The sequence below is a fragment of the Mesobacterium hydrothermale genome, from assembly GCF_035818635.1.
In the GTDB taxonomy this organism is placed as follows: Bacteria; Pseudomonadota; Alphaproteobacteria; order Rhodobacterales; family Rhodobacteraceae; genus Mesobacterium_A; species Mesobacterium_A hydrothermale.
Genome location: NZ_JAYLLH010000009.1, coordinates 124,485 through 140,098, shown reverse-complemented (window position 1 = coordinate 140,098; position 15,614 = coordinate 124,485). Strand labels below are relative to the sequence as shown.

Annotated in this window: 13 protein-coding genes; 10 read left to right on the top strand and 3 right to left on the bottom strand. The window is 62.7% G+C overall.

Annotation, left to right across the window (positions count from 1 at the left end; genetic code table 11):
- Positions 1-53 precede the first annotated feature (53 nt).
- Together VK792_RS08750 and cueR are read left to right on the top strand one after the other, a co-directional pair.
- Complete coding sequence (locus VK792_RS08750) at positions 54-2,528, top strand: heavy metal translocating P-type ATPase (protein ID WP_326297088.1); 2,475 nt, start codon at positions 54-56, stop codon at positions 2,526-2,528.
- A 14-nt stretch (positions 2,529-2,542) separates the two neighbouring features.
- Complete coding sequence (gene cueR / locus VK792_RS08745; protein ID WP_326297087.1) at positions 2,543-2,941, top strand: Cu(I)-responsive transcriptional regulator; 399 nt, start codon at positions 2,543-2,545, stop codon at positions 2,939-2,941.
- 324 nt (positions 2,942-3,265) lie between these two features.
- Here cueR and VK792_RS08740 read toward each other — a convergent pair whose 3' ends face one another.
- Both VK792_RS08740 and accD read right to left on the bottom strand, forming a co-directional pair.
- The gene (locus VK792_RS08740) at positions 3,266-4,540 is read right to left on the bottom strand and encodes a bifunctional folylpolyglutamate synthase/dihydrofolate synthase (RefSeq protein WP_326297086.1); all 1,275 of its coding nucleotides are present in this window, start codon (positions 4,538-4,540) and stop codon (positions 3,266-3,268) included.
- Positions 4,537-5,460 (bottom strand): acetyl-CoA carboxylase, carboxyltransferase subunit beta, encoded by a 924-nt coding sequence (gene accD, locus VK792_RS08735; RefSeq protein WP_326297085.1) that lies wholly within the window; start codon positions 5,458-5,460, stop codon positions 4,537-4,539. Before accD ends, VK792_RS08740 begins: the two co-directional genes overlap by 4 nt.
- A 197-nt stretch (positions 5,461-5,657) precedes the next feature.
- Here accD and ilvD point away from each other — a divergent pair, with 197 nt between their 5' ends.
- The 4 genes from ilvD (at position 5,658) to VK792_RS08715 (ending at position 9,327) form a co-directional block, all read left to right on the top strand.
- Positions 5,658-7,391 (top strand): dihydroxy-acid dehydratase, encoded by a 1,734-nt coding sequence (gene ilvD, locus VK792_RS08730; protein WP_326297084.1) that lies wholly within the window; start codon positions 5,658-5,660, stop codon positions 7,389-7,391.
- A gap of 64 nt (positions 7,392-7,455) precedes the next feature.
- Complete coding sequence (locus tag VK792_RS08725) at positions 7,456-8,166, top strand: dihydroxy-acid dehydratase (protein ID WP_326297083.1); 711 nt, start codon at positions 7,456-7,458, stop codon at positions 8,164-8,166.
- Between the two features lie 27 nt (positions 8,167-8,193).
- On the top strand, positions 8,194-8,955 hold the full coding sequence (locus tag VK792_RS08720; protein WP_326297082.1) for a DUF6478 family protein: 762 nt from the start codon (positions 8,194-8,196) through the stop codon (positions 8,953-8,955).
- 9 nt (positions 8,956-8,964) lie between these two features.
- On the top strand, positions 8,965-9,327 hold the full coding sequence (locus VK792_RS08715) for a hypothetical protein (protein ID WP_326297081.1): 363 nt from the start codon (positions 8,965-8,967) through the stop codon (positions 9,325-9,327).
- 14 nt (positions 9,328-9,341) lie between these two features.
- Here VK792_RS08715 and VK792_RS08710 read toward each other — a convergent pair whose 3' ends face one another.
- Entirely contained in the window at positions 9,342-10,835 is a 1,494-nt protein-coding gene (locus VK792_RS08710; RefSeq protein ID WP_326297080.1) for a malonate--CoA ligase, read from the bottom strand.
- A 181-nt stretch (positions 10,836-11,016) separates the two neighbouring features.
- Here VK792_RS08710 and VK792_RS08705 point away from each other — a divergent pair, with 181 nt between their 5' ends.
- From VK792_RS08705 to VK792_RS08690, 4 genes are read left to right on the top strand one after another with little or no spacing between them, the layout of a single operon-like run.
- A complete protein-coding gene (locus VK792_RS08705; RefSeq protein ID WP_326297079.1) occupies positions 11,017-11,649 on the top strand; it encodes a transglycosylase SLT domain-containing protein in 633 nt (210 codons plus the stop codon).
- Between the two features lie 3 nt (positions 11,650-11,652).
- Positions 11,653-13,743, top strand: coding sequence for a flagellar biosynthesis protein FlhA (gene flhA, locus VK792_RS08700; protein ID WP_326297078.1), 2,091 nt, complete (start codon positions 11,653-11,655; stop codon positions 13,741-13,743).
- Positions 13,740-14,513: a flagellar biosynthetic protein FliR gene (locus tag VK792_RS08695; protein ID WP_326297077.1), complete on the top strand. Its 774-nt coding sequence runs from the start codon at positions 13,740-13,742 to the stop codon at positions 14,511-14,513. The genes flhA and VK792_RS08695 overlap by 4 nt, the downstream gene beginning before the upstream one ends.
- Positions 14,510-15,595 (top strand): EscU/YscU/HrcU family type III secretion system export apparatus switch protein, encoded by a 1,086-nt coding sequence (locus VK792_RS08690; protein ID WP_326297076.1) that lies wholly within the window; start codon positions 14,510-14,512, stop codon positions 15,593-15,595. The genes VK792_RS08695 and VK792_RS08690 overlap by 4 nt, the downstream gene beginning before the upstream one ends.
- Positions 15,596-15,614 lie beyond the last annotated feature (19 nt).

The window sequence follows — 15,614 nt, the reverse complement described above, 5'->3', positions numbered from 1 at the left end:
TGACCTTCCAGTTACTGGAAGTGTTATCTGGACCGGATAGACCGGAGGTCATCATGGAACAGGTATTGAAATTCGATGTCGAACGCCTGAGCTGCGCAGGCTGCGCCGGGCGGGCCCAGCGCGCTTTGCAGGGTGTGGAGGGCGTCGAGGATGCCAGCGTCAACATCGCGACCAAGGCCGCGACCGTCACCGGCGCGGTGTCTGCGGGTGCATTGCAGGCGGCGTTGACCAAGGCGGGCTATCCCGGGCGCGAGACCAGATCGCGTTTGTCGATCACCGGCATGACCTGTGCATCCTGTTCGGCGCGGGTCGAAACCGCGTTGCAAAAGGTGCCGGGGGTTTTGTCCGCCACCGTCAACCTGGCCAACCAGAGCGCCGAGATTCGTCACCTGCACGGGTCCGTTGATCCGGCGACCCTGGCTAGAACGGTGTCGAACACGGGCTATCCTGCCGAACCCGTCACCACAGGAGCAGAGGCCGATGACCGCAGCGCCAAAGAGCACGATGCCCTGCGCCGCGACCTGATCATCGCCGGTACGTTGACATTCCCTGTATTCGTCGCGGAAATGGGGGGGCATCTGTTTCCACCGTTGCATCACTGGCTGTTGGGAACACTCGGGCAAGGAACCTTCTGGTTTTTCCAGTTTGTTCTGATCACGGCCGTTCTGGCATGGCCCGGCCTGCGGTTCTATCGCATCGGCCTGCCGCTTCTGGCCAAGGGGGCGCCGGACATGAACAGCCTTGTTGCGCTGGGCACGCTTGCGGCCTGGAGCTATTCCACCGTCGCGCTGTTTGCGCCTGCGTTGCTGCCAGACGGAGCGCGCGCGGTCTATTTCGAAGCGGCGGGGGTGATCGTGACGTTGATCCTGCTGGGCCGCTGGCTGGAATCGCGGGCCAAGGGTCAAACCGGCGCGGCGATTCGTGCGCTGATCGGGCTGCGCCCGGATACCGCGCGCGTCGAACGGGATGGCACGGTGGTGGAAATCCCGGTGGAAGACGTGGTGCCCGGCGACCTGTTGCACCTGCGCCCAGGCGAACGCGTGGCCGTTGATGGCACGGTGCAGTCCGGCGGATCGTGGATCGACGAAAGCATGATCACCGGCGAACCGATTCCGGTACAGAAATCCGAAGGCGCGTCAGTTGTGGCCGGCACGATAAACGGTCAGGGTGCACTGACCTATCGCGCAACCAGCGTGGGTGCCGACACGTTGTTGGCCCGTATCGTCGCGATGGTCGAGGACGCACAAGGCGCCCGGCTTCCGGTGCAGGCGCTTGCCGACAAGGTGGTGCTTTGGTTCGTGCCCGCGGTGCTGTTGGTGGCGGCGATCACCTTTGCCTTCTGGTTCGACCTTGGGCCGCAGCCGTCGCTTGGGCTTGCGCTTGTGGCGGGCGTGTCAGTGCTGATCATCGCCTGCCCCTGCGCCATGGGTCTGGCCACGCCGACCTCGATCATGGTGGGCACAGGGCGTGCGGCGCAGATGGGTGTACTGTTTCGCAAGGGTGATGCGTTGCAGCGGTTGCAGGACGTGCGCGTCGTGGCATTTGACAAGACCGGTACGTTGACCGAAGGCAAGCCGGTGCTGACTGGACGGGCCGCTGCTGCCGGCTTTGATGCCGACAAGGTGCTGCACCTTGCGGCAAGCGCCGAAGCCGGGTCAGAACACCCAATTGCCCGCGCGATGGAGGCGGCCTGCCCCGACCCGCTGCTGCCAGCCGAGAATGTGCAGGCGATTGCCGGGTTCGGGCTGTCAGCAACGGTTGACGGCAAAGCGCTGCTGATCGGCGCGCCGCGCCTGATGGAGCGGGAAGGCATCGCGATGGATCCGCTGACCGATGCGTTGACCACGTTCGAAACCAGGGGTGAAACGCCGATCCTTGTGGCGGTGGACGGTCAGTTGGCCGCCGTGTTTTCCGTCTCGGACCCGCTGAAATCCACTGCGCGAAACGCCATCGCCGCGCTGCATGACGCCGGGCTGGCCGTCGCGCTGATCACCGGAGACACCGAAGCGACCGCAAGCGCCATTGCCCGGCAAGCCGGGATTGACCACGTGGTCGCGGGAGTCCTGCCCGATGGCAAGGTCAAAGCGTTGGAAAACCTGCGCAAGGCGCATGGCGCGGTCGCCTTTGTCGGCGACGGCATCAATGATGCACCTGCGCTGGCAGCAGCGGAAGTCGGTATCGCGATGGGCACAGGCACCGATGTCGCAATTGAAACCGGTGACATCGTGCTGGTGTCGGGCGACCCGCAAGCGGTGGTGAACGCGCGCCATATCTCGGCCCGGACAATGCGGAACATCCGGCAGAACCTGTTCTGGGCATTCGGCTACAACATCGTGCTGATCCCCGTTGCAGCGGGAGTTTTCTATCCGCTCACGGGGCTGATGCTGTCGCCGATGCTGGCCGCCGGAGCGATGGCGTTGTCGTCGGTTTTCGTGGTCAGCAACGCGCTGCGCCTGCGCCGGATCGACCCGGTGACCGCCCCCGCCACGCACCACCACCGGGCAGCAACAGCGCAACCGGCAGAGTAATCAGGAGAGGCACAATGAACATCGGTCAAGTTGCGGAACGGTCGGGTCTGCCGGCCAAAACCATCCGATATTACGAAGACATCGGGCTGATCACACCGCAACGGCTGTCGAACGGGTACCGCAGCTTTCAGGAAAGCGACCTGCACAAGCTTGCGTTTCTGGGCCGGGCCAGGGCGCTGGGCTTTTCGATCGAAGATTGCCGGGCGCTGATGGCGCTGTACGAAGACAAGAAACGCGCCAGCGCGGATGTAAAACGGATCGCACAGGAAAACCTTGTGCGGATCGACGAAAAGATCGCGCAGCTGCAATCCATGCGCGACACGCTGGCCGGGTTGGTTTCGTGCTGCAAGGGTGACAACCGGCCAGATTGCCCGATCCTTCAAGATCTGGCCGAACAACTGGGCGCGCCTTGAGCCCCGCGCAAAAAAGAGGGGGCCCGTCGGCCCCCAAGGTCTGCTCGTTTGCAGTTCTGCCTGCTTACGAACCGAAACTTCCCGCTTGACCTGCGGCTGCTGCAAGGTACGGGGCGTTTTCGGATTCCGGAAATGGGGGGTGTTCGCTGCTCGACGCGAAGCGCTGACACGGTAAGGCCTGCACAGCTGCCTTGACACAATACATACAGATGTCCCCCGACGCGCCATACCCAACACATTCCGATGGCGTTTCGTCAACGTATAGGAGAAGCGAATCGAATCAGTCAACATCTGGTGATTCGCAAACCACGGTTTCTCGTCGAATCAGCCGTTTTCGCGCAAAACCTGCCCAGCCAGATAGAGCGAACCACAAATCAGGATGCGCGCGGCCGGCGATCTGGCCACGATCCCGGCAACGGCTTTGTCCAGCGACGGCGCGGTTTCGGCCGAAATCCCGACCCTGCGGGCGGCAGCTGCGGTTTCCGCAGCGGGCAGGGTGTTGATTTCGCCAGCGATGTCGACAGCGGTCAGGCTGTCGACCACGTCGGCCAGATGCACAAGATATCCGCCAACGTCCTTGGTGTTCAGCATGCCGCAAATCAGATGCGTCGGTCGTTCCGGCTGGCGCGCCAGATAGGCCGCAATTGCCTGACCTGCGTGGGGGTTGTGGCCGCCGTCCAGCCACATCTCGGCCTTCGGGGCGGCATCGACCAGCGGACCATGGCGAAGGCGCTGCATCCGGGCCGGCCAATAGGCGTTGGTCACCGCTGCTTCGCAGGCCTCTGCGTCGACCCCGATATGACGCAATGCAGCCAGCGCCGCACCGGCGTTCTGCACCTGATGCGCGCCGGGCAGGTTCGGCAAGGGCAGGTCCAACAGGCCGGTTTCGTCCTGATAGACCATGCGTCCGCGTTCTTCCCAGACATGCCAGTGCTGACCATGCACGATCAGCGGCGCCCCCAGCCGGGCAGCTTGCGCTTCGATCACCTCCAGCGCCTCATCCTGCTGCGGGCCGACAACGCAGGGCACGCCGCGCTTCACGATCCCGGCCTTCTCACCGGCAATTTCCGCCAGCGTTTCGCCAAGGTACTGTTGATGGTCGATGGACACCGGCGTGATGATCGTCAGCGCGGGCGTGTCAACCACATTGGTCGCATCCAGACGTCCGCCAAGGCCAACCTCCAGCAGGGTGTAATCCGCCGGGGTGCGGGCAAAAGCCAGCAGCGCGGCACAGGTTGTGATCTCGAAATAGGTGATGCTGCCCCCGCCGTTGGCGGCATAGCATTCGTCCAGGAACGCGGTCAGCGCAGGTTCGGAAATCAGCTCTCCGGCAAGGCGGATCCGTTCGTGGAACTTCACAAGGTGGGGCGAAGTGTAGGCATGCACGCGTTTTCCACCGGCTTCGAGCCCGGCCCGGATCATCGCCTGGGTGCTGCCCTTGCCGTTGGTGCCGGCAATGTGGATGACCGGCGGCAAGATCTGTTGCGGATTGCCCAGCGCGGCCAGAAGGCGCCAGACCCGGTCCAGCGTCAGATCAATGATCTTTGGGTGCAGCGCCATCATCCGTTGCAGGATGATGTCAGATGTCGGCGCGGTCATTCCGTGGCGTCTTGCGGCGTTGGCAATTCGGGCGACCCGGACGGCGCGGGCAATTCGCCTTTGATCGGCGGCGTCATTTTCATCATCATGCGGATAATGGTGGCCAGCTCTTCCTTCAGCTCGCGCCGGTCTGTCACGCGGTCCAGCATCCCGTGTTCCAGAAGGTATTCAGCGCGCTGAAACCCTTCGGGCAGCTTTTCGCGAATGGTCTGTTCAATCACGCGCGGACCGGCAAAACAGATCAACGCGCCGGGTTCGGCGATCTGGACATCCCCCAGCATGGCATAGGATGCGGTGACGCCTCCGGTCGTCGGATGGGTCAGCACAACGATGTACGGCAGATTTGCCTCTTTCAGCATCTGCACGGCAACGGTGGTGCGCGGCATCTGCATCAGGCTCAGGATACCTTCCTGCATCCGCGCGCCACCAGCGGCGGAAAACAACACGAGCGGACGACGCAGGGCAACAGCACGTTCGGCGGCGGCGATGATCGCGTTGCCCACGTACATCCCCATCGATCCCCCCATAAAGGTGAAATCCTGGGCGGCCGCGACGATAGGCGTCCGCAGGATCTCGCCCTCGGCGACCAGCATTGCTTCTTTTTCGCCAGTGCCCTTCTGGGCTGCCTTCATACGGTCGGGATATTTCTTCTGGTCGCGGAATTGCAGAGGGTCGGCCACCGGTTCCGGCACCGCCACCTCGGTGAACACGCCGCCGTCGAACAGCGCGTGGAACCGTTCACGCGGGGTGATCCCCATATGGTGGCCGCAGCTTGTGCAGACGTTCAGGTTGTCCGACAGTTCCCGGTGAAACAGCATCGTGCCGCAGCCATCGCACTTCGACCACAGGTTTTCCGGCACCTCGCGGCGGGAAAAGATCGAGTTGATCCGGGGACGGACATAGTTGGTGATCCAGTTCATGCGGCGGTTCCAGCGGCTGCAATTTGGCGGTGACTTAAGCCGGTCGGGGCCGAATTGCAATGATATCGGTACCGGGGGCCTTTGCCTATGCTACAGGAAAACCGTCCCTGCGGCACTTCTGACCTGCCGTTGATCCTTGTGCAGTCAAGGGCGCTTTTGTATTCCGGGACAAATCTTCTGCCATTGGGAGGCGCGTCATGCTCAAGCGACCGTTCGACAAATCCAAACTGCCCAGCCGCCACGTTACCGAAGGTCCCGCGCGCGCGCCGCATCGTTCCTACTATTATGCCATGGGCATGACCGAGGAAGAAATCCATCAGCCGCTGGTCGGCGTGGCCACCTGCTGGAACGAGGCAGCGCCGTGTAACATCGCGCTGAACCGCCAGGCACAAGCGGTCAAGATGGGTGTGAAGCAGGCCTACGGCACCCCGCGTGAATTCACCACGATCACCGTGACCGACGGCATCGCGATGGGTCACGAAGGGATGCGCAGTTCCCTTGCGTCGCGCGAAGCGATTGCCGACACCGTGGAACTGACGATGCGCGGCCACTGCTATGACGCGATTGTCGGCCTTGCCGGTTGTGACAAGTCGCTGCCGGGCATGATGATGGCGATGGTGCGTTTGAACGTGCCATCGGTCTTCATCTACGGCGGGTCGATCCTGCCGGGCCGGTTGCATGGCAAGGACGTGACCGTTCAGGACGTGTTTGAAGCGGTTGGCCGTCACCAGGCCGGTGACTATTCCGATGAAGAGCTGGAAATCCTCGAACGCGTGGCCTGCCCGTCGGCCGGTGCCTGCGGCGGCCAGTTCACCGCCAACACCATGGCCTGCGTGTCCGAAGCCATTGGCCTTGCGTTGTTGAATTCGTCGGGCGCCCCCGCGCCTTATGAATCGCGTGACCAGTATGGCGAAGCCTCGGGCCGGGCCGTTATGGACCTGGTAGAGCGGAACATCCGTGCGCGCGATGTCGTCACCCGCAAGTCGTTGGAAAACGCGGCCCGCGTCGTGGCCTGCACCGGCGGGTCGACCAATGCCGGACTGCACCTGCCTGCCATCGCGCACGAAGCCGGGATTGACTTCTTCCTTGACGACGTTTGCGAAATCTTCCGCGATACGCCCTACTTCGTCGATCTGAAGCCGGGCGGCCAATATGTGGCCAAGGACCTGTACGAGGCAGGCGGCGTGCCTGTTGTGATGAAGGAACTGCGCAAAGCGGGCCTGATCCACGAAGACTGCATGACCGCCAGCGGCAAAACCATGGGCGAAGAACTGGACATGATCCAGGGCGAAGCCGACGGCAAGGTCATCTACCCGGTTGAAACCCCGATCACCGCCACCGGCGGCGTGGTGGGCCTGAAGGGGAACCTGGCCCCGCAAGGTGCCATTGTGAAGGTCGCGGGCATGGAAATGCAGCACCAGCGCTTTACCGGTCCGGCCCGCGTGTTCGAATGCGAAGAAGACGCGTTCGAAGCGGTCAAGAAGCGGGAATACGAAGAAGGCGAAGTCATCGTGATCCGCAATGAAGGCCCGGCAGGCGGCCCGGGTATGCGCGAAATGCTGGCCACCACCGCGGCCCTGTCCGGTCAGGGCATGGGCAAGAAAGTGGCGCTGATCACAGATGGCCGGTTCTCTGGCGCGACCCGCGGTTTCTGCGTCGGCCACGTTGGGCCCGAAGCGGCGCACGGCGGCCCGATCGCGCTGATCCAGAACGGTGACGTGATCACCATCGACGCCATCGAAGGCAAGATCGACGTGGCGCTGACCGATGATGAATTGGCCGCTCGCAAGGAAGCCTGGAAAGGCCCGCTCGAAACCATCTATGCCTCGGGCGCCCTGTGGAAATACGCGCAGCTGGTGGGCGAGACCTACAAGGGCGCGGTCACCCATCCGGGCGGCAAGGACGAAAAACACGTTTACGCCGACCTGTGAACCGATGATCCGGGGGGCAGCGGTAACAATTGCGGTCTTGGTTTTGACCGGTTGTACAACAGGGGTGCCGAATTCGGCCCCCGAAGCGCGTGACGCAACGCCTGCCAAACGCGGATTCTTCGCCGCGTTTCTGCCCACCGATACCGATAACGGGGCGCTGTTCAACAGCGCCCCGAAACCTTTGGCCACCGCCCGTGTCGCCAATGGCGATGTGGTGATCGCAGGCCCAAGTGGATATTGCGTCGATCCCGAAACGCTGGATGACCGTGGGCGACAGGGCTTTGCCGTGATTGCCAGCTGCCGCATCCTGAGCAATGGCGCGGTCGGTCCGGTGGTCACGCCCGTGGTTGTCACCGCATCGATCGGCCCTACCGGCAAAGAACCCGACCTGCCCAGCGCCGAAGCCCTTGCCGCCAGCCTGGAGGTTCCGCTTTTGCAGGCGCTGGATGCCGAAGGCGCTGTTCTGGCGCATCTGGGCGGTGGCGGCAGCGAAGTGATCGACAATGGCGACACCCGTCACTGGCGGGCTGCGATGCACGTCAACGATCACCTGGTCGGACTGGCGCTCTATGCCCCAAGCGGCAGCGCGCTGGCCGGGCCGGACGGCGCACGGTTCCTTGCGGATACGGTGGGCATGATCCGCGCAAACAGCCCAAAACAGGCCCCCGCCACCGGACCAATTTCAGGTGCCGCACCAGAATCGCCCGGGCAACAGGGGCTTTTACCTGGCCTTGGCGTCTTCGGGCGATTGTTCAGCGGCCGGTCTTCGCAATAAACTTTGGGCCGCAAGTACAGGGACACCATGGCAGGACGCGACAACAGCAGGATCGACCAGTTCATGGACCGCGCCGCCCTGCGCCGCTGGACGCGCCGCGCAATCCAGGCCGATCAGCTGTCACTTGAGGCGCTGCACGACACCCGAACCATCGCCCGGAAAGTGCGCCACCAGCTGAATGCGTTTCTGCACACCGCTGACGAACGGCTGGCCAAGCCCCGGATCGGCTCGACCTCGTTTCCGACGCCGCGCGGTACCGACTGGTCCTGGCGCCCGGGGCTGTGGCGCGCACCGATGCCGCTGCCGGGCGTGGCCGGTGTCGTCAGTGGTGCGCGGTTCGGGGAAGAGGTGGCGTTGTTTCACGATTGCCCCTTGTCGGAACTGACTTTGCGCCAGCGGCGCAACACGCGCGGCACCGATCTGGCCGCTTTTGGCCTGCAAATGGATGTTCTGCGCTTCGACGGAAGTTACCTGTCATTGGCCATCGATCTGCCCGCAGCGGCGCGGCAGGGGCTGACCCGCGAACACATCGTACAGATAGACCTGCTGGCAGAGGTCGAGCACCCGCTGGACATTTTTGCCCGGCTCAACCTTCATCAGGGGCCGAACGCCGAGCAACTTGTACAAGAAGTCGTCGGTGGTGTGGTCGAATTTGACCTATCCGGGTCCGGCATGTCTGACGCACCGGTGGAAAGCGCCTGGATCGACCTGATCTTTGACCGACCGACGATGAATCAGGTCGTCTTGCGTGACCTGACGGTCTCTCGCCGCCTGCGCGCACAGTTTTAGGGAACCGCCATGACACTTTTCACCCTGACCCCGACCCGCCTGCGTGAAGGTATCTGGGATGGCGAGATCGCTGGCACGGACAGCGATCTGCGGGTCAGCGTCAGTCATATGGGGCAACGTTTGGACGGCGTCGAACTGACCAAGACCGCGCCGGGCGCATGGGCGCTGCGCGTCCCGATCCCGGCGACGGCAATCAGCGACGGTGTACAGACATTCGTTGTCTGCGATGCGGACGGCATGACATTGGGCAGTTTTGCGATCGTCGCCGGCGACGTGCTGGCCCACGATTTGCGGGCTGAAATCGACCTGCTGCGCACCGAGCTGGACATGCTCAAACGCGCCTTCCGACAGCACTGCGCGGACAGCGCATAAGGCAATTTCAGACCCTATTTCGCCTTGAATGCATCTGAATACGTATAGCGCAGCACCTTTTTCTGGACCTTTCCCATGGTGTTGCGCGGCAAAGCATCAACAAGATGCCAGATGCGGGGCTGCTTGAACCGGGCAAGCTTTTCCCCGATCGCGGCCTGTAGCGCATCAACAGCAAGTTCCCCTTCGGCAACAACTACTGCCACCACACCTTCACCCATGTCCGGGTGTGGCACACCAATGACGGCGCTTTCCTTGACGCCGGGCTGAGCATCGATCAGCGACTCGACTTCTTTCGGATAGACGTTGAAACCGCCGGTGATGATCATATCCTTGGCGCGACCGACGATGGTGACATAGCCGTCGGCATCCACCATCCCCTGATCGCCGGTAATGAACCAGCCGTCCGGGCGCAACTCTTCCGCGGTTTTTTCCGGCATCTGCCAATAGCCCTGGAACACGTTCGGGCCACGCACCTCGATCACACCGATCTCGTCCGGCCCGACCTCTGCCCCGTTTGCCATGACACGCAGTTCGACTGCCGGCAACGGAAAGCCCACGGTCCCCGCGCGGCGTTCGCCTTCATAGGGGTTCGACGTGTTCATGTTGGTTTCGGTCATGCCATAACGTTCAAGGATCCGGTGGCCGGTCCTGGCCTCCCACTCGCGGTGCGTGCTGGCCAACAGCGGCGCAGAGCCCGAGATGAAGAGCCGCATGTTCGCCGCATGCTCTGGCGTCAGGCGCGGGTCAGCCAGAAGGCGGGTGTAGAACGTTGGCACCCCCATCAGCGCGGTGGCCCCTGGCATGGCATGCACGATCGCGTCGGCATCGAATTTCGGCAGGAAATGGATCGCCGCGCCAGCCAGAAGCGCAACGTTGGTCGCGACGAACAGGCCATGGGTGTGAAAGATCGGCAGCGCGTGGATCAACACGTCGTCAGATGTGAACCGCCAATAGTCACGCAGGGTTTCCGAATTCGACAACAGGTTCGCATGGCTCAACATCGCCCCCTTGGACCGGCCCGTGGTGCCAGAGGTATAAAGGATCGCCGCCAGGTCCTGCGGTCCGCGCGCGACTGGGGTCAACGGCCCCTGCCCCGCCCAGTCGAAATCGGTTGCGCCATTCGCATCCATCGTCAGCACCCGGGCACCGGCAGCATGCGGCGCCAGCGCATCCTTGCGCGCAGGATCGCAGACCAGAATCCGCGGCGTGGCATCCCCCAGGAAATATGCAACCTCATCCGCGGTATAGGCGGTGTTGAGCGGCAGAAAGACACCGCCCGCCATCACCGTGGCCAGGTAAAGCTGTAACGCCTCGACCGATTTTTCCACCTGCACCGCGACACGATCACCGGGAGCCAGGCCCAGCGCGACAAGGCGGCCAGCCATACGGGCGGCGCCATCGAACAGCGCGGCATAGCTGCGCTGCGCTCCTTTGTTAACAACGAAGTGCTTCTCCGGCGTTTCGCGCAGGCCCTGCGACAGGGCGTCGATCAGATGGTTTTGCGGCATGTCCGTCCCCCTTTGCCCCCCGGCATAGCGCGGGGCGCGGGGCGGCTTCAATCCTTACGGATTCTAAATCAATCGCCCGTAGTCCGGTGGATGACACGCAACACCAGTCACGGACAGAATGTCGATGCGCTTTTCCTTCTTTCGCCGGGTTGTTCCCGGATCGCTGCCCCCTGCCCTTTTGTTGCTGCTTCTGATCCTGGCCGCCGTGCCTGCATTGGCCCGCGATGTCGGCCAGGCCGCTATTTGCGACAGCGCCGCGATCCGCGCCGCGACAGAGGCAAACATCCCCCGCAAGGTCATGCTGGCCGTAACACGGCTGGAAACAGGGCAACGTATTGACGGTGAATTGCAGCCCTGGCCCTGGGCCGTGAACATGGAGGGCGAAGGTCGGTATTTCGACAGTGAAGATGCGCTGCGCAAGTTCGTTTTCGGCAAGTTCAAGGAAGGCCGCCGCAATTTCGACGTCGGGTGTTTCCAGATCAACTATCGCTGGCACGGGGACCAGTTCGCGTCACTTGACGAAATGGTCGATCCCGAAGCCAATGCCCGCTATGCCGCCCGGTTCTTGCAGGACTTGTATGAAGAAACCGGTGACTGGACGGCAGCGGTTGGCGCTTATCATTCGCGCACCCCCGCCAATGCCGAACGCTATACCCGGAAATACCAAACGATCCGGCAAGGCCTGCAGGATATGGGCAAACCGCCGACCCTGCAGATCAGCCGAAACGACTTCGCCCTGCTGCGGCGGGGCGCGACGGCCGGGGCCGGATCTCTGGTGCCGATCGACGCGGCCCGCCCTGCGTTAGTGGATTGATCCATGCCAGAGGTCGGATTGGCGCGGCGCAACCTGCGCCTGAACGGATCGCTGTTGATGGCGCTGGCGCTGATGGCGGTGATCGTGATGATGATCCTGCCGGTACCCTCCTGGGTGCTGGATGTCGGGCTGGCCGCGTCATTTGCTTTGGCAATCCTGATCTTCACCATCTCGCTTTTTGCAGAAAAGCCGTTGGATTTCTCGGCCTTCCCGACGGTTCTGCTTGCGTCACTGATGCTGCGGCTGTCGCTGAACGTATCCTCCACCAAGCTGATCATCGGTCAGGGGCACACCGGCACCGACGCCGCCGGCAATGTGATCGAAGGATTCGCCAGTTTTGTCATGGCCGGGTCCGTGTTCCTTGGGCTTGTGGTGTTCGGCGTTCTGATGATCGTGAACTTCACCGTCATCACCAAGGGCGCCACCCGCATGGCCGAAGTTGGCGCGCGCTTCGCGTTGGACGGGATGCCGGGCAAGCAGCTGGCCATCGACAGTGATCTGAGTTCCGGTGCGATCACCCATGAAGAGGCCAAGCACAGGCGAGAGACCGAACAACAGGAAACCACATTCTATGGCTCACTCGACGGGGCATCGAAATTCGTTCGGGGCGATGCGGTGGCGGGGCTGCTGATCACGCTGCTGAACCTGTTGATGGGGCTGGGCATGGGGGTTTTTGCCCACGGCATGCCCGTGGGTGCGGCGTTCGAAACCTATGCCATCCTGACGGTGGGTGACGGGCTGGTCAGCCAGATTCCGTCGGTGATCATTTCCTTCGCCTCAGCCTTGCTGTTGTCGCGCGGCGGTACTAAGGGCGCAATGGATATGGCGGTTGTGGCCCAATTGGGAAAGAATCCGCAGGCACTTTCGACCGTCGCTGTCCTGATGGCGCTATTCGCGCTGGTGCCCGGCCTACCCTTCATTCCGTTCATGGCCGGGGCGCTGATACTGGGCGGCGCGGCGGAACTTATCCGGCGCAAACCTGTGCCCGGCGAAGACATCGCACCGCCCGGCGATGCGGTGGCCCCGGCGCGGCAGACCATGGGCGACACGTTGGACCTGGACGATATCCATGTGCAATTCGCCACTGATCTGGTGGGCATGGTTCTGGATCCTTCGACCGGGCTGGAAACCCGGATCACCAATATGCGCAACCACGTGGCAGAGAATTTCGGCTTCATCATGCCGGAAATCCGCCTGACCGATGATGCCGGATCGGATCCCGGCACTTATGTCATCCGCATTCAGGGGGTCGAGGCCGGGCGTGGCGTGCTGCACCCTGATATGGTTCTGGCGCTGCTGCAAGGCCAGACAGACTCCCTGCCCTCTGGCACCGATGTCAAAGAGCCAGTCTACGGTGCACCGGCGCGCTGGATCAAATCCCGCGATCAGGAAAGGGCCGGCATGATGGGTGCGACCATCGTCTCCCCGACAGAGGTTCTGGCCACCCACCTGCTGGAAATCACCAAGGGCAATTTCCAACGTCTTCTGACGCTCAAGGCACTGCGCCGCATCCTGGATGAAATGGTCGCCCTGACCAATTCCGACCGCGCCGCTGCCAATCGCCGGCTGTTGGATGAACTGATCCCCGACCGCGTGCCGGTGGAATCCCTGCACGCGGTTTTGCGATTGCTGCTGGCAGAACGGGTGTCGATCCGCAACATGCCCGTAATCCTTGAAACACTGGCCGAGGCGCGCAGCATGTCGGCCCAGCCCGAAGCCCTGTGCGAACTGGTTCGCCAGCGGCTTGGCCCGCAGATCATTGCCGGGTTGAAACGCGTCGATGGAACGATACCCCTGATCCAGCTGGCCGCCGATTGGGAAGATGTGTTCATCAGCCACCAGATCGAAGGTGATCGTGGCGGGTATGACGTGGCTCTGCCCCCCGACCAGTTTGAAAAACTGACCAAGGGCATCGCCGAACAGATCGACGCCGCCGCCAATCGCGGTATCGCCGCCGCCATCGTCACCACGGCCCGCAGGCGACGATTCCTGTCGACGTTGGTACAGGTCAAGGGTCTGTCCGCCCCCGTCCTGTCATTCGAGGAAATCGGGTTCGAAGCCAATCCATCGCTTGTCGGCATGGTCCCGGCATGACGCTTCTGGACTTCGTCCTGGAACAAGCAAGCGCGCTGGGCTGGTCCTTTGTGCTGGTGTTCCTGCGGGTTGGTGCGGCGGTCAGCGTGATGCCGGGATTTGGCGAACGCAGTATCCCGATGCGCTACAAGCTGATGTTGGCAGCGGCACTGACCGTTGCGGTCGGAGCGTCGAACCCGGCGCTGCCGCCAATACAATCCGGTGTTGCCGGGCTGGCCTGGCCGATTGTCAGCGAAACGGCTGTGGGGCTGCTGCTGGGCCTGATGCTGCGTCTGTTCATCCTTGCGATGCAGACCGCCGGCTCCATTGCTGCGCAAAGCACGTCTTTGGCGCAAATCGCCGGCGGCGCCTTTCCAGAACCCCTGCCCGCCATCGGGCACATCCTGTCGCTGGCTGCACTGACTTTGCTGATGATCACCGGGTTTCACGTCAAGACAGTGCTGTTTCTGACGCTCAGTTATGACCTGTTCCCGGCGGGTTCTATGCCCGATCCGCAGATCGTCGGACAATGGGGTACAGCGCTGGTCGGACGCGCCTTCGCACTGGCGTTTCAACTGGCCGCGCCGTTCCTGCTGTTGTCGTTGGCCTATAACCTTGTGCTGGGGGCAATCAACCGCGCGATGCCGCAGCTGATGGTTGCCTTTGTGGGCGCACCCGTAATCACGTGGGGCTCGCTGGCAGTGCTGTTGCTGGTGGCCCCGATGCTGTTGTCGGTCTGGGCCGGACAGGTTGATGCCTTCCTTGCCAACCCGGTTGCGGGGGCGCGATGAGCAGCGAAAGCGACGACAGCGACAAGTCTCATGAGCCGACACCGAAAAAGCTTCAGGATGCGCGCAAGAAAGGTGAAATCATCCGTTCTGCCGATGTGTCTGTCGCGGCAAGTTACGCCGGGCTTTGGCTGGGCCTGCTGGCCTTTGGGGCGCTTTGGGTGCAATCCTTGGGTGGTGTACTAACGGTGTTCCTGTCCCGCGCCGACGATCTGGCCAATCGGTTCGTGCAGGATCCGGCCAGCCAATCCATTGGTTCTATCCTGCAGGACACGGTACCGGGGCTGTTCGGTTGGGCCGCGCTGCCTGCCACGTTGGTGCTGGCGTCGCTTGCGGCCCAACGCGGATTTGCCTTTGCACCATCGAAACTCGCCTTCAAAGCACAGCGGTTATCACCGCTGTCGAACGCCAAGAACAAATTCGGGCGGCGCGGGTTGTTCGAGTTCGTCAAAAGCTTTGCCAAACTGCTGCTCTATTCGCTGTGCCTTGCGGTGTTTCTGCGTGCCAATCTGGACCGGCTGACCGGCAGCCTGCTGCTGGAACCGCGGCAGGTCGTGATGGTGATGGGCCAGGTCATGCTGGAACTTTTGGCCGTCATCACGGGAATTGCCACGGCGTTGGCGGTGCTGGACTACATGTGGCAGCGTGCCGATTTTCTGCGCCGGAACCGCATGTCGCACAAGGAACTGCGTGATGAACAAAAAGAGGCCGAGGGCGACCCGACGATGAAGGCCCAGCGCCGGGCCAAGGCACAGGCCATCGCCTCTAACCGGATGATGGCAGACGTGCCCGGCGCCGAGGTGGTGATCGTGAACCCGACGCATTTTGCCGTGGCGCTGCGCTGGGATCGGACACCTGGCTCTGCCCCCGTTTGCGTGGCCAAGGGTGTTGATGAAATGGCGCTGAAAATTCGTGAAATCGCAACAGACGCTGGCGTCCCGATCCATTCCGATCCGCCAACAGCACGTGCGATTTATGCAACGGTCGAGATCGGTGAACAGATCGCGCCGGATCACTACGGCCCCGTCGCGCTGGCCATCCGCTTTGCCGAGGAACTGCGCCAGCGCGCGCGGCGCGGTTGGTGATGATGCAAGACCTGCGTGC

What these genes read in the sequence shown, in the direction of transcription:
- VK792_RS08750 (WP_326297088.1), top strand. Translation starts at nt 54, where the DNA reads ATGGAACAGGTATTGAAATTCGATGTCGAACGCCTGAGCTGCGCAGGC.
- cueR (WP_326297087.1), top strand. Translation starts at nt 2,543, where the DNA reads ATGAACATCGGTCAAGTTGCGGAACGGTCGGGTCTGCCGGCCAAAACC.
- VK792_RS08740 (WP_326297086.1), bottom strand. Translation starts at nt 4,540, where the DNA reads ATGACCGCGCCGACATCTGACATCATCCTGCAACGGATGATGGCGCTG.
- accD (WP_326297085.1), bottom strand. Translation starts at nt 5,460, where the DNA reads ATGAACTGGATCACCAACTATGTCCGTCCCCGGATCAACTCGATCTTT.
- ilvD (WP_326297084.1), top strand. Translation starts at nt 5,658, where the DNA reads ATGCTCAAGCGACCGTTCGACAAATCCAAACTGCCCAGCCGCCACGTT.
- VK792_RS08720 (WP_326297082.1), top strand. Translation starts at nt 8,194, where the DNA reads ATGGCAGGACGCGACAACAGCAGGATCGACCAGTTCATGGACCGCGCC.
- VK792_RS08715 (WP_326297081.1), top strand. Translation starts at nt 8,965, where the DNA reads ATGACACTTTTCACCCTGACCCCGACCCGCCTGCGTGAAGGTATCTGG.
- VK792_RS08710 (WP_326297080.1), bottom strand. Translation starts at nt 10,835, where the DNA reads ATGCCGCAAAACCATCTGATCGACGCCCTGTCGCAGGGCCTGCGCGAA.
- flhA (WP_326297078.1), top strand. Translation starts at nt 11,653, where the DNA reads ATGCCAGAGGTCGGATTGGCGCGGCGCAACCTGCGCCTGAACGGATCG.
- VK792_RS08695 (WP_326297077.1), top strand. Translation starts at nt 13,740, where the DNA reads ATGACGCTTCTGGACTTCGTCCTGGAACAAGCAAGCGCGCTGGGCTGG.
- VK792_RS08690 (WP_326297076.1), top strand. Translation starts at nt 14,510, where the DNA reads ATGAGCAGCGAAAGCGACGACAGCGACAAGTCTCATGAGCCGACACCG.